The organism is Streptomyces sp. NPDC054047 (assembly GCF_055585065.1).
Map to the genome: position 1 here is coordinate 281,136 of NZ_JBVJKV010000001.1, position 18,559 is coordinate 299,694.

14 protein-coding genes and 1 tRNA gene are annotated in these 18,559 nt (G+C 69.6%); 7 read left to right on the plus strand and 8 right to left on the minus strand.

Annotation, left to right across the window (positions count from 1 at the left end; all coding sequences use genetic code 11):
* Genes ACZ6ZP_RS01340 through ACZ6ZP_RS01350 form a run of 3 tightly spaced genes read left to right on the plus strand, consistent with a single transcriptional unit; the run spans position 1 to position 3,431 of the window.
* Positions 1 to 1,845, plus strand: a complete 1,845-nt coding sequence (locus tag ACZ6ZP_RS01340; protein WP_361463669.1) for a branched-chain amino acid ABC transporter permease — start codon at positions 1 to 3, stop codon at positions 1,843 to 1,845.
* Between the two features lie 3 nt (positions 1,846 to 1,848).
* Positions 1,849 to 2,715 (plus strand): ABC transporter ATP-binding protein, encoded by an 867-nt coding sequence (locus ACZ6ZP_RS01345; RefSeq protein ID WP_469405159.1) that lies wholly within the window; start codon positions 1,849 to 1,851, stop codon positions 2,713 to 2,715.
* Positions 2,715 to 3,431, plus strand: coding sequence for an ABC transporter ATP-binding protein (locus ACZ6ZP_RS01350; RefSeq protein ID WP_351162224.1), 717 nt, complete (start codon positions 2,715 to 2,717; stop codon positions 3,429 to 3,431). Before ACZ6ZP_RS01345 ends, ACZ6ZP_RS01350 begins: the two co-directional genes overlap by 1 nt.
* 74 nt (positions 3,432 to 3,505) lie before the next feature.
* Here the strand turns inward: ACZ6ZP_RS01350 and ACZ6ZP_RS01355 are convergent, their stop codons facing one another.
* The gene (locus ACZ6ZP_RS01355) at positions 3,506 to 4,162 is read right to left on the minus strand and encodes an ANTAR domain-containing response regulator (RefSeq protein ID WP_351162226.1); all 657 of its coding nucleotides are present in this window, start codon (positions 4,160 to 4,162) and stop codon (positions 3,506 to 3,508) included.
* A 103-nt stretch (positions 4,163 to 4,265) separates the two neighbouring features.
* On the opposite strand from ACZ6ZP_RS01355, the gene ACZ6ZP_RS01360 reads away from it, so the two are divergent.
* The 3 genes from ACZ6ZP_RS01360 (at position 4,266) to ACZ6ZP_RS01370 (ending at position 7,247) form a co-directional block, all read left to right on the plus strand.
* A tRNA-Leu gene (locus tag ACZ6ZP_RS01360) sits at positions 4,266 to 4,338 on the plus strand.
* Positions 4,339 to 4,449: 111 nt separating this feature from the next.
* On the plus strand, positions 4,450 to 5,208 hold the full coding sequence (locus ACZ6ZP_RS01365) for a transcriptional regulator (protein WP_351162527.1): 759 nt from the start codon (positions 4,450 to 4,452) through the stop codon (positions 5,206 to 5,208).
* 131 nt (positions 5,209 to 5,339) lie between these two features.
* Positions 5,340 to 7,247 (plus strand): alkyl/aryl-sulfatase, encoded by a 1,908-nt coding sequence (locus ACZ6ZP_RS01370; protein WP_469405161.1) that lies wholly within the window; start codon positions 5,340 to 5,342, stop codon positions 7,245 to 7,247.
* A 66-nt stretch (positions 7,248 to 7,313) separates the two neighbouring features.
* Here the strand turns inward: ACZ6ZP_RS01370 and pyk are convergent, their stop codons facing one another.
* On the minus strand, positions 7,314 to 8,750 hold the full coding sequence (pyk, locus tag ACZ6ZP_RS01375) for a pyruvate kinase (RefSeq protein WP_351162230.1): 1,437 nt from the start codon (positions 8,748 to 8,750) through the stop codon (positions 7,314 to 7,316).
* Positions 8,751 to 8,907: 157 nt separating this feature from the next.
* Entirely contained in the window at positions 8,908 to 9,633 is a 726-nt protein-coding gene (locus ACZ6ZP_RS01380) for an SIMPL domain-containing protein (RefSeq protein ID WP_361463675.1), read from the minus strand.
* Positions 9,634 to 9,793: 160 nt separating this feature from the next.
* Between ACZ6ZP_RS01380 and ACZ6ZP_RS01385 the strand changes: the two genes are divergently transcribed.
* Positions 9,794 to 11,599: a bifunctional metallophosphatase/5'-nucleotidase gene (locus ACZ6ZP_RS01385; protein ID WP_469405163.1), complete on the plus strand. Its 1,806-nt coding sequence runs from the start codon at positions 9,794 to 9,796 to the stop codon at positions 11,597 to 11,599.
* A 22-nt stretch (positions 11,600 to 11,621) separates the two neighbouring features.
* On the opposite strand, the gene ACZ6ZP_RS01390 is transcribed toward ACZ6ZP_RS01385, so the two are convergent.
* From ACZ6ZP_RS01390 to ACZ6ZP_RS01410, 5 genes are all read right to left on the minus strand, one after another.
* Complete coding sequence (locus ACZ6ZP_RS01390) at positions 11,622 to 13,064, minus strand: lysine N(6)-hydroxylase/L-ornithine N(5)-oxygenase family protein (protein WP_366464538.1); 1,443 nt, start codon at positions 13,062 to 13,064, stop codon at positions 11,622 to 11,624.
* Positions 13,061 to 14,452 (minus strand): pyridoxal phosphate-dependent decarboxylase family protein, encoded by a 1,392-nt coding sequence (locus tag ACZ6ZP_RS01395; protein WP_351162238.1) that lies wholly within the window; start codon positions 14,450 to 14,452, stop codon positions 13,061 to 13,063. Before ACZ6ZP_RS01395 ends, ACZ6ZP_RS01390 begins: the two co-directional genes overlap by 4 nt.
* 280 nt (positions 14,453 to 14,732) lie before the next feature.
* Positions 14,733 to 17,249 (minus strand): aminopeptidase N, encoded by a 2,517-nt coding sequence (gene pepN / locus ACZ6ZP_RS01400; protein WP_469405164.1) that lies wholly within the window; start codon positions 17,247 to 17,249, stop codon positions 14,733 to 14,735.
* Between the two features lie 52 nt (positions 17,250 to 17,301).
* Positions 17,302 to 17,637 (minus strand): chorismate mutase, encoded by a 336-nt coding sequence (locus ACZ6ZP_RS01405; protein ID WP_351162242.1) that lies wholly within the window; start codon positions 17,635 to 17,637, stop codon positions 17,302 to 17,304.
* An 11-nt stretch (positions 17,638 to 17,648) separates the two neighbouring features.
* Positions 17,649 to 18,557, minus strand: coding sequence for an AraC family transcriptional regulator (locus ACZ6ZP_RS01410; RefSeq protein WP_351162244.1), 909 nt, complete (start codon positions 18,555 to 18,557; stop codon positions 17,649 to 17,651).
* Positions 18,558 to 18,559: the final 2 nt, after the last annotated feature.

Consider the following 18,559-nt stretch of genomic DNA (forward strand, 5'->3'; position numbering starts at 1 on the left):
ATGACCACACAGACCACCGCGGCCGACGCGCCCACCCCCAAGCAGGACGACACCCCCACCGGTCTCATCGCCATCCCCGTGGGCCCCGCCCGCGCACTGGCCACCGGCGGCGGCATCCTGACCGTCATCTCCACGTTCCTCGCCTGGACCTGGACCTCCTCGTTCCCCGGCGACCTCACCGTCTACGGCTACCCCGGCGGCCTCCAGGTCCTCGTCCTGATCGCCGGCCTCCTGACGACGCTCTTCGGCCTCGCCTCGTACGGCGTCAAGGGCGTACGAGCCCTCGCTCCCGGCGGAGCCGACGCCGCGCTGAAGTACGCGGCTCTCGCCGCCTTCGCGACCACCTGGTACACGATCATCTCGATCAGCTACCAGCTGGGCGGCCTCGCCAACCTGGAGCCCGGCGGCTGGGTCGCCGCGCTCGCCACCCTCGCCGCCTTCGTCGGCACCCTGGCCCTGCCCTTCACCCGGCCGCACACCTACGCGGTCGACCCCGAGGACACCGGCAGCGAGCAGTTCAAGCACCGCATGCGCAACGGGCTCATCATCTTCAAGGGCGCCTTCGCCGCCGAGGCGCCGCCCACGCCGCGCAAGCTCCCCAGCTATGTCGAGATCCTGATCATCGTCGCCGCGCTCGCCGTGGGCCTCCTGGTCTTCACGTACGGCATCGGCACCGAGTACGACGAGCTCTTCATCGGCTTCCTGATCACCGTGGCGTTCAGCTTCGCCGCGCTGTCCAAGGCGGGGCTCGTCGCCCAGGTCTCCACCTACACCGCGCGGCACCGCAACATCACACTCGGCGGTGCCTTCGCCGCAGCCGCGGCCTTCCCGTTCACGCAGAGCGACGACCAGTACGCCACCATCGGCGTCTACATCCTCATCTTCGCCACCGTCGCGCTCGGCCTGAACATCGTCGTCGGCCTCGCCGGACTCCTCGACCTCGGATACGTCGCCTTCCTCGGCGTCGGCGCCTACGCGGCGTCCATGGTCTCCGGGTCGCCGTCCTCGCCCTTCGACGTCCATCTGCCGTTCTGGGGTGCGATCCTGGTCGGCGCGAGCGCATCTCTCATCTTCGGTGTGCTCATCGGCGCCCCGACGCTGAGGCTGCGCGGCGACTACCTCGCCATCGTCACCCTCGGCTTCGGAGAGATCTTCCGGATCGTCGCGATGAACGCCGACGGCACCTCGGGTCCGGACATCACGAACGGCTCGAACGGCATCTCCTCGATCCCGAACCTCAAGATCCTCGGCTTCGACTTCGGCATCGAGCACTCCATCCTCGGCGTCACCATCGGCCGATTCGCGAACTACTTCTTCCTGATGCTGCTCATCACCCTCGTCGTCGTCCTGGTCTTCCGGCGCAGCGGCGACTCCCGCATCGGGCGCGCCTGGGTCGCCATCCGCGAGGACGAGACCGCGGCGCTCGCCATGGGCATCAACGGCTTCCGCGTGAAGCTCATCGCCTTCGCGCTCGGCGCCACGCTCGCCGGACTCGCGGGCACGGTGCAGGCGCACGTCACCTACACCGTGACGCCCGAGCAGTACCAGTTCGCCAACACGGTCCCGCCGAACTCGGCGTTCCTGCTCGCCGCCGTCGTCCTCGGCGGCATGGGCACCATCAGCGGACCGCTCGTCGGCGCCGCGCTGCTCTACCTGATCCCGAGCAAGCTCTCGTTCCTGGGCGACTACCAGCTCTTCGCCTTCGGCCTCGCGCTCGTGCTCCTGATGCGCTTCCGCCCCGAGGGCCTGATCCCCAACCGCCGCCGCCAGCTCGAGTTCCACGAGGCCGACCTGGCTCCCGGCGACACGCCGCCACCCACAGTCCTCAGCAAGACAGGGGCCTGAGCCATGACCACCGACACCACCACCAGCAAGGACAGCGCCGCCGCTTCGCCGGCCGGAGAGGCTGTTCTCGATGCCCGGGGCGTCACGATGCGCTTCGGCGGCCTCACCGCCGTACGCTCCGTCGACCTCACCGTGAACAGCGGCGAGATCGTCGGCCTCATCGGCCCCAACGGCGCGGGCAAGACGACCTTCTTCAACTGCCTCACCGGCCTGTACATCCCCACCGAGGGCGAAGTCCGGTACAAGGGCAAGGTCCTGCCCAGCAAGTCCTTCAAGGTCACCGCGGCCGGCGTGGCCCGCACCTTCCAGAACATCCGTCTCTTCGCGAACATGACGGTCCTGGAGAACGTCCTCGTCGGACGCCACACGCGTACGCAGGAAGGCCTCTGGTCGGCCCTCCTGCGCGGCCCCGGCTTCCACAAGGCGGAGGCCAAGTCCAAGGCCCGCGCCCTGGAACTGCTCGAGTTCGTCGGGCTCGCCGAGAAAGCGGAGCACCTCTCCCGCAACCTGCCCTACGGCGAGCAGCGCAAGCTGGAGATCGCCCGCGCGCTCGCGAGCGAGCCGGGTCTGCTCCTCCTGGATGAGCCGACCGCGGGCATGAACCCGCAGGAGACCCGCGCCACCGAGGAACTCGTCCTGGCCATCCGGGACATGGGCATCGCCGTACTCGTCATCGAGCACGACATGCGCTTCATCTTCAACCTGTGCGACCGCGTGGCCGTACTCGTCCAAGGCGAGAAACTCGTCGAGGGCGACAGTGAGACCGTCCAGCAGGACGACCGCGTCATCGCCGCCTACCTGGGCGAGCCCTTCGAAGGTGCCCCCGGCAGCACAGAGGCCGACGCGACGGGCAACGAGGAGACCAGCTGATGACCGCACTGCTCGAAGTCGAGGACCTCAAGGTCGCCTACGGCAAGATCGAGGCCGTCAAGGGCATCTCTTTCAAGGTCGAGGCCGGCGAGGTCGTCACCCTGATCGGCACGAACGGCGCGGGAAAGACCACCACGCTGCGCACGCTCTCCGGACTGCTCAAGCCGGTCGGCGGCTCCATCAAATTCAACGGAAAAACGCTGCGGAAATACCGCGCCGACCAGATCGTCGCGCTCGGCCTCGCCCACTCCCCCGAGGGCCGGCACATCTTCCCGCGCATGACGATCGAGAACAATCTGCGCCTCGGCGCATATCTGCGCAGCGACAAATCAGCCATCGAAAAGGACATCGCGCGCGCCTACGAGCTCTTCCCCATTCTCGGGGAGCGCAGAAAGCAGGCGGCGGGCACGCTCTCCGGCGGTGAGCAGCAAATGCTCGCCATGGGACGCGCGCTCATGTCCCAGCCCAAACTGCTCATGCTCGACGAGCCCTCCATGGGACTTTCGCCGATCATGATGCAGAAGATCATGGCGACGATTTCCGAGCTCAAGTCCCAGGGCACGACCATTCTGCTCGTCGAACAGAACGCCCAGGCGGCGCTCTCGCTCGCCGACCACGGTCATGTCATGGAGGTCGGCAAGATCGTCCTGTCCGGGACGGGGAACAACCTGCTGCACGACGAGTCCGTGCGCAAGGCGTACCTCGGCGAGGACTAGGGACTCCGTCCCGGCATACGAGAAGGCCCGCACCCCGAAGCCGGAGTGCGGGCCTTCCTCGTACGGTCCTGGGGCTACTGCCCCTTCGCCGCCTTCTTCTCGTCGGCGTCCTCGATGACCGCCTCCGCGACCTGCTGCATCGAAAGGCGCCGGTCCATCGACGTCTTCTGGATCCAGCGGAACGCGGCGGGCTCGGTGAGGCCGTACTCCGTCTGCAGGATGGACTTCGCGCGGTCCACCAGCTTCCGCGTCTCCAGACGCAGGGTGAGGTCGGCGACCTCCTTCTCCAGCGTCTTCAGCTCCGTGAAGCGCGAGACGGCCATCTCGATGGCGGGCACCACGTCGGTCTTGCTGAACGGCTTGACGAGGTACGCCATCGCGCCGGCGTCCCTGGCCCGCTCGACGAGGTCACGCTGCGAGAACGCGGTCAGCATGAGCACCGGGGCGATGCTCTCCTCGGCGATCTTCTCGGCCGCCGAGATGCCGTCCATGACGGGCATCTTCACGTCCAGGATGACCAGGTCCGGCTTGTGCTCGCGGGCCAGCTCGACGGCTTTCGCACCGTCACCGGCCTCGCCGACGACGGTGTAACCCTCTTCCTCAAGCATCTCCTTGAGGTCGAGCCGGATAAGAGCCTCGTCCTCGGCGATGACGACACGGGTCGTCAGCGGAGGCACGTGCGACTTGTCGTCGTCATCGGCTACGGGCTGGGGCGACTCGGGGGAAGTCACGGGGGCTCCTAGGTACGGGGCAGGTTACTGCTTGCCCTGACCCTACCTAGCTCATGTATGTTTGAGACACGGCGGGTCTCCGCTAACCTTCATTCTGAAGGATGCCCCGGTAGCCCAGTGGCAGAGGCAGTGGTCTCAAACACCATCCAGCGTGGGTTCGAATCCCACCCGGGGCACTTTACCTTCAATTCGAAGGTCAGGCGCTAAGTTGGCGATCTTCACTCCTCGCGGTGAACGCGGCGTTGTATCGCCTCGATGCCCGCCAAGATCCAGCCAAGCTCAGCCACATGTACGACATGGGCGCTCGTGAACGAGCACTGGCACTGGTCTCTGCAGGACGCAGCCTGAACTCCGTCAGCAAGGGCACCGGCATTTCGCGCGCCGCGATCCGCTCCTGGCAAACCCGTATCGAACCGGTCGGTCGGGTGACTCCGTGCCCGAGGTGCCGCGATATCCCCGGCAAGCCCGAAGACCCGGTCGCGTACTCCTACTTGCTGGGCCTCTACCTCGGAGACGGCTGCATCAGCGCAGGCCGAAGAGGCGTCTACTTCATCCGCATCGTGTGCGCTGACGCCTGGCCCGGCTTGATCGACGCGTGCGAGAACGCCATCCGCGCCGCGCGCCCGGACAATCGCGTCTGCCGCGTCAAGAAGCAGGGCTGCGTCGCAGTCACTTGCTCCAGCAAGCACTGGCCCTGTCTCTTTCCCCAGCACGCTCCAGGGAAGAAACACAACCGCACCATCGCCCTCGAATCCTGGCAACAGGAGATCGTCGACGACCACCCCTGGGAGTTCATCCGCGGCCTCATCCACTCCGACGGCTGCCGCGTCACCAACTGGACGACCCGCCTCGTCGGCGGGGAGCTCAAGCGTTACGAGTACCCCCGGTACTTCTTCACCAACCTGTCGGGCGACATCACCCAGCTCTTCACGGACGCCCTCGACAAGGTGGGCGTCCACTGGAAGGCCGCCAACCGCCGCAACATCTCCGTCGCCCGCAAAGCCTCAGTAGCCCTCATGGACGCCCACATAGGCCCCAAGTACTGAACGACGTACCGACCCCACCCCCGCCCGCGCAATATGACGCGTCACTCCCCTCCCCCGCCCTCCCTGGGAGCTGCCCCAAATCCGCGGCGAACCCTTGCCCCGCCCCGTACCCCGCTGCGATCTTCGGCCCCATGACTCCCCTGAACAGGCGCAGCTTCGTTGCCGCCGCCGCGGGTGCTGCCGCGGCAGCCGTGGCCATGAATCCGCAGACTGCCTCCGCCATCGACCGCGAGGGCACGAGCACGGGCGGGAACGACTTCGCCGACGCCGACAAGGGGTTCATCGCCGCCCTCACCCCGGGGGTCGTGAAGAACGCCAAGGGCCAGGTCGTCTGGGACAGCGACGCGTACGACTTCCTTGAGAAGGACGCCCCCAAGACCGCGCACAAGAGCCTGTGGCGCCAGTCGCAGCTCGTGTCCAAGCAAGGGCTCTACAAGGTCACCGATCGCATCTATCAGGTGCGTGGCCTGGATCTGTCGAACATGACGATCATCGAGGGCGACACCGGTGTCATCGTCATCGATCCGCTGATCTCGGCGGAGACCGCGGCCGCCGCGCTCAAGCTGTTCCGCGCGCACCGCGGCGACAAGAAGGTCACCGGGCTCATTTACACGCATCCGCACGTCGACCACTTCGGCGGCTGCCGTGGTGTGCTGCCGGACGGCGCAGTGAAGGACGTGCCGATCCTCGCGCCCGAGCACTTCATGGAGCATGCCGTCTCCGAGAACGTGTACGCCGGGACCGCGATGCAGCGGCGTTCCGGCTATATGTACGGGGCGCTGCTCCCCAAGTCGCCCACCGGGCAGATCGGTTGCGGCCTCGGGCAGACCGTGTCGGTGGGGTCGATCGGGCTGATACCGCCGACCAAGGACATCACCGAGACCGGTCAGGTCGAGACGGTCGACGGCGTGACGTTCGAGTTCCAGATGACGCCGGGGACCGAGGCGGCGGCGGAGATGAACTTCGTGCTCCGCGAGCTGCGCGCCGTCTGCATGGCGGAGAACGCGACGCACACGATGCACAACATCATCACGCTGCGTGGCGCCCAGGTGCGGGACGCACGGCAGTGGGCGCACTACCTGAACGAGTCGGTGGTCCTGTTCGACGGGCGGGTGGACGTCGCCTTCGCCTCGCACCACTGGCCGACGTGGGGCGGGGAGACGATCGTGGAGCTCCTGGAGCAGCAGCGGGATCTGTACGCGTACATGCACGACCAGACGTTGCGGATGATCAACAAGGGGTTGACCGGGCGGGAGATCGCTGAGGAGATCGAGCTGCCGCCCGCGCTGGCCGGCGTATGGGCGAATCGCGGGTACTACGGATCGCTGAGCCACAACGTGAAGGGCATCTACCAGCGGTACATGGGCTGGTTCGACGGCAATCCCGCCCACCTGTGGGAGCACCCGCCGGTTGAGGAGGCCAAGCGGTACGTCAAGGCCATGGGCGGCCGGACGGCGACGGTCGCCAAGGCCAAGGCGTTCGCGCGCGGCGGCGATCCGCGGTTCGCGGTGACGCTGCTCAATCACGTGGTGTTCGCGGACCCCGGCCACAAGGCCGCCAGGGCAGAACTCGCCGCGCTCTACGTGAAGTTGGGGCAGGCCTCCGAGAACGCCGTCTGGCGGAACTTCTACCTGATGGGTGCTCAGGAGCTGCGCGAGGGGGTGAAGGAGTCCCCCACCTCCGTGGCGAGCGCGGACATGCTGATGGCGCTCTCGGTGGACCAGCTGATCGATTCGGTGGCGATCCGCGTGAACGGCCCGAAGGCCTGGGACCTGAAGCTGCGCATGGACTGGAGCCTTCCGGCCCTGGGCAAGATCTGGCATCTGACGTTGCGAAACGGGGTGTTGACGTACCGCAGCGACACGAAGAAGGACCCGCAAGCGGGCGTCACGCTGACGATGACCAAGCCTCAGCTGCTCGCGATGCTGGGCGGCAAGGGCCTTGGTGACATCAAGGTGGAGGGCGACGCGTCGCTCCTCGCGAAGCTGCTCGGCGTGGTGGAGAAGCCGGACCCGAATTTCGCGATCGTCACGCCGTAAGGGGCCGTACATGGCCGAGGGGCCGCTCCCCCCGAAGCGGCCCTTCGTCACTCGTACACGATCCGCCTACTTGGGGCTGTCGTCCTCGCCGATGTGGTGGATGCGTACGAGGTTGGTGGAGCCCGCGACTCCGGGCGGGGAGCCCGCGGTGATGACCACCACGTCGCCCTTCTCGCAGCGGCCGAACTTCAGGAGCAGTTCGTCGACCTGCTTGACCATGGCGTCGGTGGAGTCGACGTGCGGGCCGAGGAAGGTCTCCACGCCCCACGTGAGGTTCAGCTGCGAGCGCGTCGCCCGGTCCGGGGTGAAGGCGAGCAGCGGGATGGGCGAGCGGTAGCGCGAGAGGCGGCGGACCGTGTCGCCGGACTGCGTGAAGGCGACCAGGAACTTCGCGCCCAGGAAGTCGCCCATCTCGGCGGCGGCGCGGGCCACGGCACCGCCCTGGGTGCGGGGCTTGTTCCGCTCGGTCAGCGGCGGCAGGCCCTTGGCGAGGATGTCCTCCTCGGCGGCCTCGACGATGCGGCCCATCGTGCGGACCGTCTCGATGGGGTACTTGCCGACGCTGGTCTCGCCGGAGAGCATCACCGCGTCCGTGCCGTCGATGACGGCGTTCGCCACGTCCGAGGCCTCCGCGCGCGTGGGGCGGGAGTTGTCGATCATCGAGTCGAGCATCTGGGTCGCCACGATGACCGGCTTCGCGTTCCGCTTGGCGAGCTTGATGGCGCGCTTCTGGACGATCGGCACCTGTTCAAGAGGCATCTCGACGCCCAGGTCGCCGCGGGCGACCATGATCGCGTCGAAGGCGGCGACGATGTCGTCGATGTTCTCGACGGCCTGCGGCTTCTCCACCTTGGCGATGACGGGGAGGCGGCGGCCCTCCTCGTCCATGATGCGGTGCACGTCCTCGATGTCGCGTCCGCTGCGGACGAAGGACAGCGCGATGACGTCGAACCCTGAACGCAGGGCCCAGCGCAGGTCCGCCTCGTCCTTCTCGGAGAGCGCGGGGACGGAGACGGCGACGCCGGGGAGGTTGAGCCCTTTGTGGTCGGAGACCATGCCGCCCTCGACCACGGTGGTGGTGACGCGGGGACCATCGACCGCGGTGACCTCCAGGGTCACTTTGCCGTCGTCGACGAGGATGCGCTCACCCGGGGTGACGTCCTCGGCGAGGCCGTCGTAGGTCGTGCCGCAGGTCTGGCGGTCGCCCTCGACGCCCTCCTCGACGGTGATGGTGAACTCGTCACCGCGTTCAAGGAGTACGGGGCCTTCGCTGAAGCGGCCGAGGCGGATCTTCGGGCCTTGAAGGTCGGCGAGGACGCCGACGCTGCGGCCGGTCTCGTCCGATGCCTTGCGTACGCGCTGGTAGCGCTCCTCGTGCTCGGCGTACGTGCCGTGGCTGAGGTTGAAGCGGGCCACGTCCATTCCGGCTTCGACCAGTGCCTTGATCTGGTCGTACGAGTCGGTGGCGGGGCCCAGGGTGCAGACGATTTTTGCTCGGCGCATGCTTCGAGCCTAGGCCTTACCGGCCGGTAGAGAATTGGCTGGGCGTGACTACTCAACAACCTTTGCGTGAAAGGTTATTGACAAGTGTTGAATTGTGCGGGGCGCTGCTCTGATGAGCGATTTACCGCGCGCTTCGCCCTGTCGAAGCCCTGCGTGACTAAAGCCGCGGCGGTGTCATCGTGAAGCGCGCGTTGACCTGTGCGTAGACGTGCTGCCGCTGGGGTTCGAGGTCCAGGGGGGCGGCTTCCTGGACCATGTCGGCCGCGCCGCCGTACGCGACGGTGCGCATGGCGGGCGACGGGCCGCCGTAGCCGTACGGCTGGGCGTTCTCGGCGCCGATGTCGGCGAGCTCGACGAGCGCGGCGAGACCGGTCCCCAGCGCCTCCGCGTACTCCCGGCCCCGCTGCACCGCTTCCCTGACCGCCTGCTGGCGGGCGTCGCGGTGGGTGGGCGAGTCGGGGCGCAGCGCCCAGTAGGGGCCGTCGACACGGGTCAGTTCGAGGTCCGCCAGGCGTGTGGTGAGCTCGCCGAGCGCGGTGAAGTCGGTGAGCTCGGCGGTGATGTGGACCCGGCCGTGGTAGGCGCGGACGCGTTCGCCGCGGCCGTGCTTGGTCAGTTCGGGGCTGATGGAGAAGGCGCCGGTCTCCAGCGTCTCGACGGATTCGCCGTACGTCTTCACCAGGTCGATGACGGTGGCGTTGCGGCGCGTCAGGTCGTTCAGGGCGTCGCGCCGGTCGGTGCCGCGCGCGCTGACCGTGATGCCGATGCGGGCGATCTCGGGGTCGACCTCCAGGTGCGCCTCGCCCTTCACGGCCAGGCGCGGGGCGTCGGGGGTGCCGTAGGGGGCCGGGGTGCGGGTGGTCTCGGGGGTGGTGTCGTCCATGCGGCCACTCTCGCACTGGGGGGCGGCACCGGACAGTCATCGGGACACGGCACCGGACAGTCATCGGATCGAAACCTGCGGGGTCTGTTGCCGGTGGGGCGGTCGGGGTCAGAATCTACGCGCGTTACATCGATCGACCAAGATCCAAGGGGAGTACGAAATGCCGCTGAACCGCCGCAAGTTCCTGGGCAAGTCCGCCGCCGCCACGGGCGTGGCGCTCGCGGGCGGCGTGGCCGCCGCGCCCGCTGCCTCCGCGCAGGCGCCCGGGAAGCCCGCCAAGCGGAAGAAGCGGTACTCGTTCACCGTCATGGGCACGACGGACCTGCACGGCAACGTCTTCAACTGGGACTACTTCACGGACAAGGAGTTCGACGACAAGGACCACAACGACGTGGGCCTGGCGAAGATCTCCACCCTCGTGAACGAGATCCGCGAGGAGAGAGGCCGCCGCAACACGCTCCTCATCGACGCGGGCGACACCATTCAGGGCACCCAGCTCTCGTACTACTACGCCAAGATCGACCCGATCACCGCCGCGCACGGCCCGGTCCATCCGATGGCGCAGGCGATGAACAGCATCGGCTACGACGCGGCGGCGCTCGGCAACCACGAATTCAATTACGGCATTCCCGTCCTGCGGAAGTTCGAGGAGCAGTGCGACTTCCCGCTGCTCGGCGCCAACGCGCTCGACGCGAAGACGCAGAAGCCCGCTTTCCCGCCGTACTTCATGAAGCGGCTGCGCACCCCGCACGGCCGTGACGTGAAGGTGGCGGTCCTGGGTCTGACGAACCCCGGCATCGCGATCTGGGACAAGGCCAACGTCCAGGGCAAGATGACGTTCCCGGGCCTGGAGGAGCAGGCGGCGAAGTGGGTGCCCAAGCTCCGCTCCATGGGCGCCGACGTCGTGATCGTCTCGGCGCACTCCGGCTCCAGCGGCACCTCCTCGTACGGCGACCAGCTCCCGCACATCGAGAACGCGGCGGGCCTGGTGGCCGAGCAGGTGCCCGGCATCGACGCGATCCTGGTCGGGCACGCGCACACGGAGATCCCCGAGTACTTCGTTCAGAACAAGGAGACCGGCAAGAAGGTCGTCCTGTCCGAGCCGCTGAAGTGGGGTCAGCGCCTGACGCTCTTCGACTTCGACCTGGTGTGGGCCAAGGGCCGCTGGACGGTGGAGAAGGTCGGCGCGCAGGTCCTCAACTCCAACACGGCGGCGGAGGACAAGAAGGTCACCCGCCTCCTGGCCGACGAGCACAAGAAGGTCGTCGCGTACGTCAACCAGGTCATCGGCACCTCGACGCAGGCGATGAGCACGGCCGAAGGCCCGTACAAGGATGTCGCGATCATCGACCTGATCAGCCACGTCCAGGCGGAGACGGTCAAGGAGGCGCTCAAGGGCGGCCAGTACGCGGCGCTGCCGGTGCTCTCGCAGGCCTCGTGCTTCTCGCGCACGGCGGGCATCCCGGCGGGCGAGGTGACGATCAAGGACGCGGCGGGGCTCTACCCGTTCGAGAACACCCTTGAGGCGCGGCTCATCACGGGCGCGCAGCTCAAGGAGTACCTGGAGTTCTCGGCGCGCTACTACGTGCGGACGGCGGCCGGCGTCCCGGTGGACCCGGCGAAGCTGACGAACGCGGACAACACCCCGGACTACAACTACGACGCGCTGTACGGCGTGACGTACGAGATCGACATCGCCAAGCCCGTGGGTTCGCGGATCGTGAAGCTCAGCTTCGACGGCAAGGACATCGACCCGAAGGCCGAGTTCGTGCTCGCGGTCAACAACTACCGCGCCAGCGGCGGCGGCAACTTCCCGCACGTGGCCGCCGCCAAGCAGCTGTGGGCGAACTCGGACGAGATCCGCAACACGATCATCCAGTGGGTCCAGGCGAAGGGAACGGTCGACCCGGGCCAGTTCGCGTCGGTGGACTGGAAGCTGACCCGGGACGGCACGCCGGTGTTCTGAGGCGGGTGTTCTTGAGGCCGCGTCAGTTCTTCAGGGGCACGAGGTTGCCGCGCTGTTCGCCGATGAGGCCGGCGGCGGTGCGGGCCCGGGACTCCTGGAGGCCGAAGCTGGTGAACGCGGTGCGCTGCGGGAGGGGGTAGGGGGCCCTGCCCGTCAGGGAGTTGAGGATGGTGGCGCTGCGCCAGGCGGCGAGGCCCAGGTCGGGGGCGCCGACGCCGTGGGTGTGGCGCTCGGCGTTCTGCACGTAGACGTTGCCACCCCCGCCGGTGACGGAGGGGTCCAGGACGAGGCGGTACTGCTCGTCGATGCGGGGGCGCTCCGAGGAGTCCCTGCGGATGTAGGGGTCGAGGCCCGCGAGGAGCTGGTCCAGGGGGCGCTCGCGGTAGCCCGTGGCGAGGACGACCGCGTCCGTGGTGAGGCGGGAGCGGGTGCCCTGCTGGAGGTGTTCCAGGTGGAGCTCCACGCGGGTGGTGGCGACGCGGCCCGCGGTGCGCACGCAGACGCCCGGCGTGAGGACGGCGTCGGGCCAGCCTCCGTGCAGGGTGCGCTGGTAGAGCTCGTCGTGGATGGCCGCGATGGTGTCGGCGTCGATGCCCTTGTGGAGCTGCCACTGGTGGGGGACGAGACCGTCGCGCACGGCTTCCGGCAGCGAGTGGAAGAAGCGGGTGTAGTCCGGGGTGAAGTGCTCCAGGCCGAGCTTGGAGTACTCCATGGGCGCGAAGGCTTCGGTACGGGCCAGCCAGTGGATCTTCTCGGCGCCGAGCGGCCGGTGCTTGAGCAGGTCGAGGAAGACCTCGGCGCCCGACTGGCCCGAGCCGATGACGGTGATGTGGTCGGCGGCGAGCAGCCGGTCGCGGTGCAGGAGATAGTCCGCGGAGTGGATCACGGGGACGGCGGGGGCCTCCGCGAGGGGCTTCAGGGGTTCGGGGACGTAGGGCGCGGTGCCGATGCCCACGGCGATGTTCTTCGTGTACGTCCGGCCGAGCGCCTCGGCCTCGCCCTCGGCGTCGAGCTGTGTGAAGTCGACTTCGAAGAGGTCCTTTTCGGGGTTCCAGCGCACCGCGTCGACCTGGTGCCCGAAGTGCAGCGCGGGCAGGTTCTCGCTGACCCAGCGGCAGTAAGCGTCGTACTCGGCGCGCTGGATGTGGAACCGCTCGGCGAAGTAGAAGGGGAAGAGCCGCTCACGGGTCTTGAGGTAGTTGAGGAAGGACCAGGGGTTCGCCGGGTCGGCGAGGGTCACCAGGTCGGCGAGGAAGGGAACTTGGAGGCTCGCGCCGTCGATGAGGAGCCCCGGGTGCCAGTGGAAGCCGGGCCGCTGTTCGTAGAAGGCGGCGTCGAGTCCGGCCAGCGGCTGGGCGAGGGCGGCGAGGGAGAGGTTGAAGGGGCCGATGCCGATGCCGACCAGGTCCCGGGGGTCCTCGGGTGTGGTGAGCGGCGGGGCGGGCTTGTCGTTCTGGCCGGTCATCGGGGGGTGGTTCCTTCCACGAGCTTCAAGAGCTCGGCGAGGTCGCCGGGCCGGGTGTGCGGGTTGAGCAGAGTGGCCTTGAGCCAGCGGCGTCCGTCGATCCTGGCCCGCCCGAGCACGGCACGACCCTGGGCGAGCAGCTCACGCCGTACGTACGCGATGTGCTCGTCGTCGGCGTCCACGGGCCGGAACAGGACCGTGCTGATGACGGGCGCGTCGTACAGCTCGAAACCGGGGTGCGCGGCGATGAGCCCGGCGAACTCCCGCGCCTGCTCGCAGACTTGGTCGACGAGTGCGCCGATCCCCGCACGGCCCAGGGCCTTGAGGGTGACGGCGATCTTCAGCACGTCGGGCCTGCGCGTGGTGCGCAGGGAGCGGCCGAGGAGGTCGGGCAGGCCCGCTTCGGTGTCGTCGCCCGCGTTGAGGTAGTCGGCGCGGTGGTCGAGCGCCGTGAGGTCGTGCGGCTCGCGGACCAGGAGCAGACCGGCGGCGACGGGCTGCCAGCCGAGCTTGTGCAGGTCGAACGTGACGCTGTCGGCGCGCTCCATGCCGCGCAGCAGCCCTCTTCGTACGTCGCTGAAGAGGAGCGGACCGCCGTACGCGGCGTCGACGTGCAGGCGGGCGCCGTGCTCCGCGCAGAGGCCGGCGATCTGGTCGAGGGGGTCGACGAGCCCGGCGTCGGTGGTGCCCGCGGTGGCGGCGACGAGGAACGTGCCGGGTGGACCGGTGAGTTGGGACAGCGCCTCGTCGAGTGCGGCCGGGTCGAGGACGCCGGCGGGCGCGGGGACGGTGACCGGCTCCGGCATGCCGAGGAGCCAGGCGGCGCGGCCCAGGGAGTGGTGGGCGTTCTCACCGACGATGAGCTGGACGGGGCCGTGCGCGGCGGTGCGCTCGCGGGCCAGGAGGAGGGCCAGCTGATTGGCCTCCGTGCCGCCGGTGGTGACGAGGGCGTCTCCCCTGCCGGGGCCGTAGGCCTCCGCGGCGAGGGCGCGCGTGACCAGGGTCTCGATCTCCGAGGCGGCGGGCGCCTGGTCCCAGGAGTCCATGGAGGGGTTGAGCGCGGACGCGGCCAGGTCGGCGGCGACGGCGAGCGCGAGCGGCGGGCAGTGCAGGTGGGCCGCGCACAGGGGGTCCGCGGGGTCGGCGGCGCCTTCGGCGAGCGCGTGGACCAGCGTGCGCAGGGCCGCTTCGGCGCCGTCCCCCCGGTCGGGCAGGACCTCGCCCGCGGCCTCGCGCACCCGGGCGGCGACGGCGGTGGGGCCGCCCGCCGGGAGCGGTCCGCCACGCGCGGTCGCCCCGGTGCGCAGGGCGTCCAGGGTGGCGGTGAGCAACGGCCGCAGCGCCTCGGGTCCTCGGGCGCCTCCGGCGAGGGGCGGCGGAGTGCTCATGGGCGACGTCCTTCGGGTGCGCGTGGGCGGGGACATCCAGCCTGTCCGCCGAGCGGACGGCACGCCCGGAGAGCTCAACGATCCGAACCCGAAAGTGGTACTGCCGTGCGGAGAAACGGTGTTGGCGGGACCTTGAGTGCTAGAAGCCCCGCCGGAGGTGCGAAGGATCTTGTGCGGGACCTTCGACCCAGGGCGGGTCGGTCGGCCGGCCGCGGGATCGTCCGCTGGGCCCAGGCCCAGGTGGTTCTCTCCCCGGACCTGGCCCCCGCACCCGCCGGGACTAGGACCCCGTCGCCTCCCGCACCTTCAACGCCCTTGCCAGGTCGTCCAGTTGGTCGGCCAGCTTGCGGCGCAGGGCGGGGATGGGGTCGGCGTCGCGCAGGCACTCCCGGCCCAGGCGGAGCGTCTGGGCGTCCACCGAGGACGCGGGGAAGGCCCACCGTCCCGCGACGTCGGCGATGGCGGGGCCGCGCCGGGCCGCCACGGCGACCGCGTCCTCGAAGTAGCGGGGGACGTACTCCCGTACGAGATCGGCCTGTTCGGGCTGCCAGAAGCCCTGGGCGGTGGCGGTGAGGAGGTAGTTCGAGAGGTCGTCGGACGCGAACATCGCCTCCCACGCGCGGCGCTTGGCCTCCGGCTCCGGCAGCGCGGCACGGCAGCGGGCCGCGCCCTCCTGCCCGGTGGCGCTGGGGTCGCGCTCCAGCTCGGCGGCGATCGCGGACTCGTCGGCGGCGCCGAGGACGGCGAGGCGGGTCAGGACGCGCCAGCGCAGCTCGGGGTCGAGCTCGGGACCGCCGGGGACGGTGCCCTCGGCGAGCCACTCCTGGAGCGGGTCGGGGCGCGTCGCCACGTCGATGAAGCCGCGCACGGCGGTGAGCCGCAGACCCGCGTGCGAGCCGTCCTCCGTGCGCCGGATCAGGTCGCGGCACAGCTCGGTGAGCGTGGTGAGGGCGAAGGGCCGCTCGGCCGGTGACAGGAAGCGGCCCGCGACGTGGGTGGTGGCGAAGGCGAGGACGCCCTGGACGAGGGCGAGGTCGGTCTCCTCGGGCAGATGCGCGCGGGCCGCCTCCAGGTAGGTCCTGCCCGCGAGTTCGCCGTCGCGGACCATGTCGCGCAGGCTGTTCCACAGGACGGCGCGGGTCAGGGCGTCGGGGACGCGGGAGAGGCTGCGCAGGGCGGTCTCCATGGAGACCTCGTCGAGGCGGACCTTGGCGTACGTGAGGTCCTGGTCGTTCGGGACGATCAGGGCGGGGCGCCCGCCGTCGCGCGGCGGGGCGGCAGCTCCGGAGCGGGGCACGTCCGTCTCGTACCGCTCGCGCAGGACCAGGCCCTGGGGGTCGGTGAGGTCGCGGTCGAAGACCCCGACCGCGACGCGGTGGGGGCGGCTGCCCGCGCGGTCGACGGCGAGGGTCCACTCCCGTGCGTCGTGCGTGACCGTCGAGGTGAGCGTGTCGACGCCGGTGGTGCGCAGCCAGGCGTCGGCCCATCCGTGCACGTCGCGGTCGGTGTTGTGCGCGAGGGATTCGATGAAGTCGGCGAGGGTGGCGTTGGCGAACTTGTGCCGGGCGATGTGGGTGTTGATGCCGGCGAGGAAGTCCTTCTCGCCCAGCCAGGCGACGAGTTGGCGCAGGGCGGACGCGCCCTTGGCGTACGAGATGCCGTCGAAGTTGAGCATCGCGGACGCGGTGTCGGGCACGGCGTCCGGGTCGGGCGCGACGGGGTGCGTGGAGGGGCGCTGGTCGGCGTCGTACCCCCACGACTTGCGGGCGACGCCGAAGTCGGTCCAGGTGTCCCGGAAGCGGGTGGCCTCGGCGGTGGTCTGGAAGCCCATGTACTCGGCGAAGGACTCGTTCAGCCAGATGTCGTCCCACCAGCGCAGCGTGACGAGGTCGCCGAACCACATGTGGGCCATCTCGTGGGCGATGACCATGGCGCGGGTCTGCCGCTCGGTCTCGGTGACCGCCGAGCGGTAGATGAACTCGTCGCGGAAGGTGACGAGTCCGGGGTTCTCCATCGCGCCCGCGTTGAACTCCGGGACGAACGCCTGGTCGTAGGAGTCGAAGGGGTAGGGCTCCTCGAACTTCTCGTGGTACCGGTCGTAGCACGCGCGCGTGACGTCGAGGATCTCGTCGGCGTCCGCGTCCAGGAAGGGCGCGAGCGAGCGGCGGCAGTGGATGCCGAAGGGAAGGCCGCGGTGTTCGGTGCGGACCGAGTGCCAGGGGCCCGAGGCGACGGCGACGAGGTACGTGGAGATCAGCGGGGTGGCGGCGGCCCGCCACGTCCCGCCGCCCACGTGCTCGGTCACGCCGTTCGCGAGGACCGTCCAGCCCTCCGGGGCGGTGACGGTCAGCTCGAAGACGGACTTCAGGTCGGGCTGGTCGAAGGCGGCGAAGACCCGCTGCACGTCCTCCATGAACAGCTGCGTGTACGTGTACACCTCGCCGTCCGTGGGGTCGGTGAAGCGGTGCATGCCCTCGCCGGTGTGCGAGTAGCGCATGGCCGCGTCGACGCGCAGTTCGTGCTCGCCCGCGGTGAGTCCGGTGAGCGCGAGCCGGTTCTCCACCAGGCCCGCCGGGTCGAGCGGCTGCCCGTCGAGGGTGACGGAACGCAGCTCGGCCGGCTTGAGCTCGACGAAGGTGTCCACCGTGGCCGCGCTCTCGCCGAGCGCCGTGAACCGGATGACGGTACGGGAGCCGAAGGTCTCGGCGCCCTGGGTGAGGTCGAGCTCGACCGTGTACCGCTGGACGTCGATGAGCCGGGCTCGGGTCTGCGCTTCGTCGCGCGTCAGTACGGGCATGCGTCCATGCTGCCTGATGACCTCGCCGGTGATGCGGGGTGCCCTCAGATCATCAGGAAGACTTGGCGATCGTCTCGTGGTGGCGGATGACCTCCGCGATGATGAAGTTCAGCAGCTTCTCGGCGAACGCCGGGTCCAGCTTCGCGCTCTCCGCGAGCTCGCGGAGCCGGGCGATCTGGCGGGCCTCGCGGTCCGGGTCGGCGGGCGGGAGATGGTGGTTGGCCTTGAGGTGGCCGACCTGCTGGGTGCACTTGAAGCGCTCGGCGAGCATGTGGACGACGGCCGCGTCGATGTTGTCGATGCTGTCGCGCAGGCGGGACAGTTCGGCGCGCACGGCCTCGTCCGCGGCACCGGCACCGTTCGCGTCACTCGTGTGGCTGGTGGTCATGGTCCACGAGCCTACGTTGCCTCTCCTTCGCCGCCGACGGCGGAAGAGCGCAAAATCGGCGGATGGTCGGGGTCGGGAATCTGCTGCGACCAGCCGCCGGGGACCGTGCGTCCCTGCTGCTCACGGAAGCGGACGGGCGCCATGCCCACGCGGCGCGTGAACAGCCGCGAGAAGTAGGCGGGGTCGTCGTAGCCGACGCGGCGCGCGACGGCCGCCACCGGCAGCTCCGTGGCGGCGAGCAGCTCCTTGGCGCGCCCCAGGCGGATGCCGAGGAGATAGTCCTTGGGACTGCAGCCCGCTCCCCTGCGCACCGCCGTGCGCAGCTCCGCGGGTGTCATGCCGTGCCGGGACGCGTGCTCGGCGACGGAAAGTGGCTGGAAGGCGTCGCGGGCCAGGGCCTGGAGCACCGGGTCGCCGTCGGGGGCGATGTCGGCGCGGGCCCGGCGCAGCGCGACGAGGAGCTCATGGACGGCGGCGCCCGTCTCGACCTCCAGGAGCGGATTGCCGCGCCGTGCCGCGCGCGCGATGCGCCCGACGGCGGCCCGCGCCCCGGTCGCGTCGGAGAGCGGCACCACGGGCCGGCCGGGTTCGATGTAGCCGAGCTCGGTGTACGTCGCCGTGGCGGGCCCGGTGAAGTCGACGAAGCACTCGTCCCAGCCGCTCTCCGGGTCGGGCCCGTAGTGGTGGCGCACCCCGGGGGTGAGCCAGATCAGCGCGGGCGCCGTCACCGTCGTACGCCGGCCGTCGGTCCCCTGGAACCAGCCGCCGCCCGCGCTCACCACGACGGCGACGTGGTGGTCCAGGGTGCGCGGGCCCACGGTCGGCAGGGCGCCGTGCTGGAGGCCGACCCCGAGGCAGGCCAGGCCGAGGCGGTGGTGGGCCGGGCTCGGCGTGAAATACCGCATCCACGTGTGGTACATCC

Coding starts and splice junctions, on each gene's coding strand:
- ACZ6ZP_RS01370 (WP_469405161.1), top strand. CDS start 5,340: ATGACTCCCCTGAACAGGCGCAGCTTCGTTGCCGCCGCCGCGGGTGCT.
- pepN (WP_469405164.1), bottom strand. CDS start 17,249: ATGCCCGTACTGACGCGCGACGAAGCGCAGACCCGAGCCCGGCTCATC.
- ACZ6ZP_RS01385 (WP_469405163.1), top strand. CDS start 9,794: ATGCCGCTGAACCGCCGCAAGTTCCTGGGCAAGTCCGCCGCCGCCACG.
- ACZ6ZP_RS01345 (WP_469405159.1), top strand. CDS start 1,849: ATGACCACCGACACCACCACCAGCAAGGACAGCGCCGCCGCTTCGCCG.
- pyk (WP_351162230.1), bottom strand. CDS start 8,750: ATGCGCCGAGCAAAAATCGTCTGCACCCTGGGCCCCGCCACCGACTCG.
- ACZ6ZP_RS01405 (WP_351162242.1), bottom strand. CDS start 17,637: ATGACCACCAGCCACACGAGTGACGCGAACGGTGCCGGTGCCGCGGAC.
- ACZ6ZP_RS01380 (WP_361463675.1), bottom strand. CDS start 9,633: ATGGACGACACCACCCCCGAGACCACCCGCACCCCGGCCCCCTACGGC.
- ACZ6ZP_RS01340 (WP_361463669.1), top strand. CDS start 1: ATGACCACACAGACCACCGCGGCCGACGCGCCCACCCCCAAGCAGGAC.
- ACZ6ZP_RS01390 (WP_366464538.1), bottom strand. CDS start 13,064: ATGACCGGCCAGAACGACAAGCCCGCCCCGCCGCTCACCACACCCGAG.
- ACZ6ZP_RS01350 (WP_351162224.1), top strand. CDS start 2,715: ATGACCGCACTGCTCGAAGTCGAGGACCTCAAGGTCGCCTACGGCAAG.
- ACZ6ZP_RS01410 (WP_351162244.1), bottom strand. CDS start 18,557: ATGTACCACACGTGGATGCGGTATTTCACGCCGAGCCCGGCCCACCAC.
- ACZ6ZP_RS01365 (WP_351162527.1), top strand. CDS start 4,450: ATGTACGACATGGGCGCTCGTGAACGAGCACTGGCACTGGTCTCTGCA.
- ACZ6ZP_RS01395 (WP_351162238.1), bottom strand. CDS start 14,452: ATGAGCACTCCGCCGCCCCTCGCCGGAGGCGCCCGAGGACCCGAGGCG.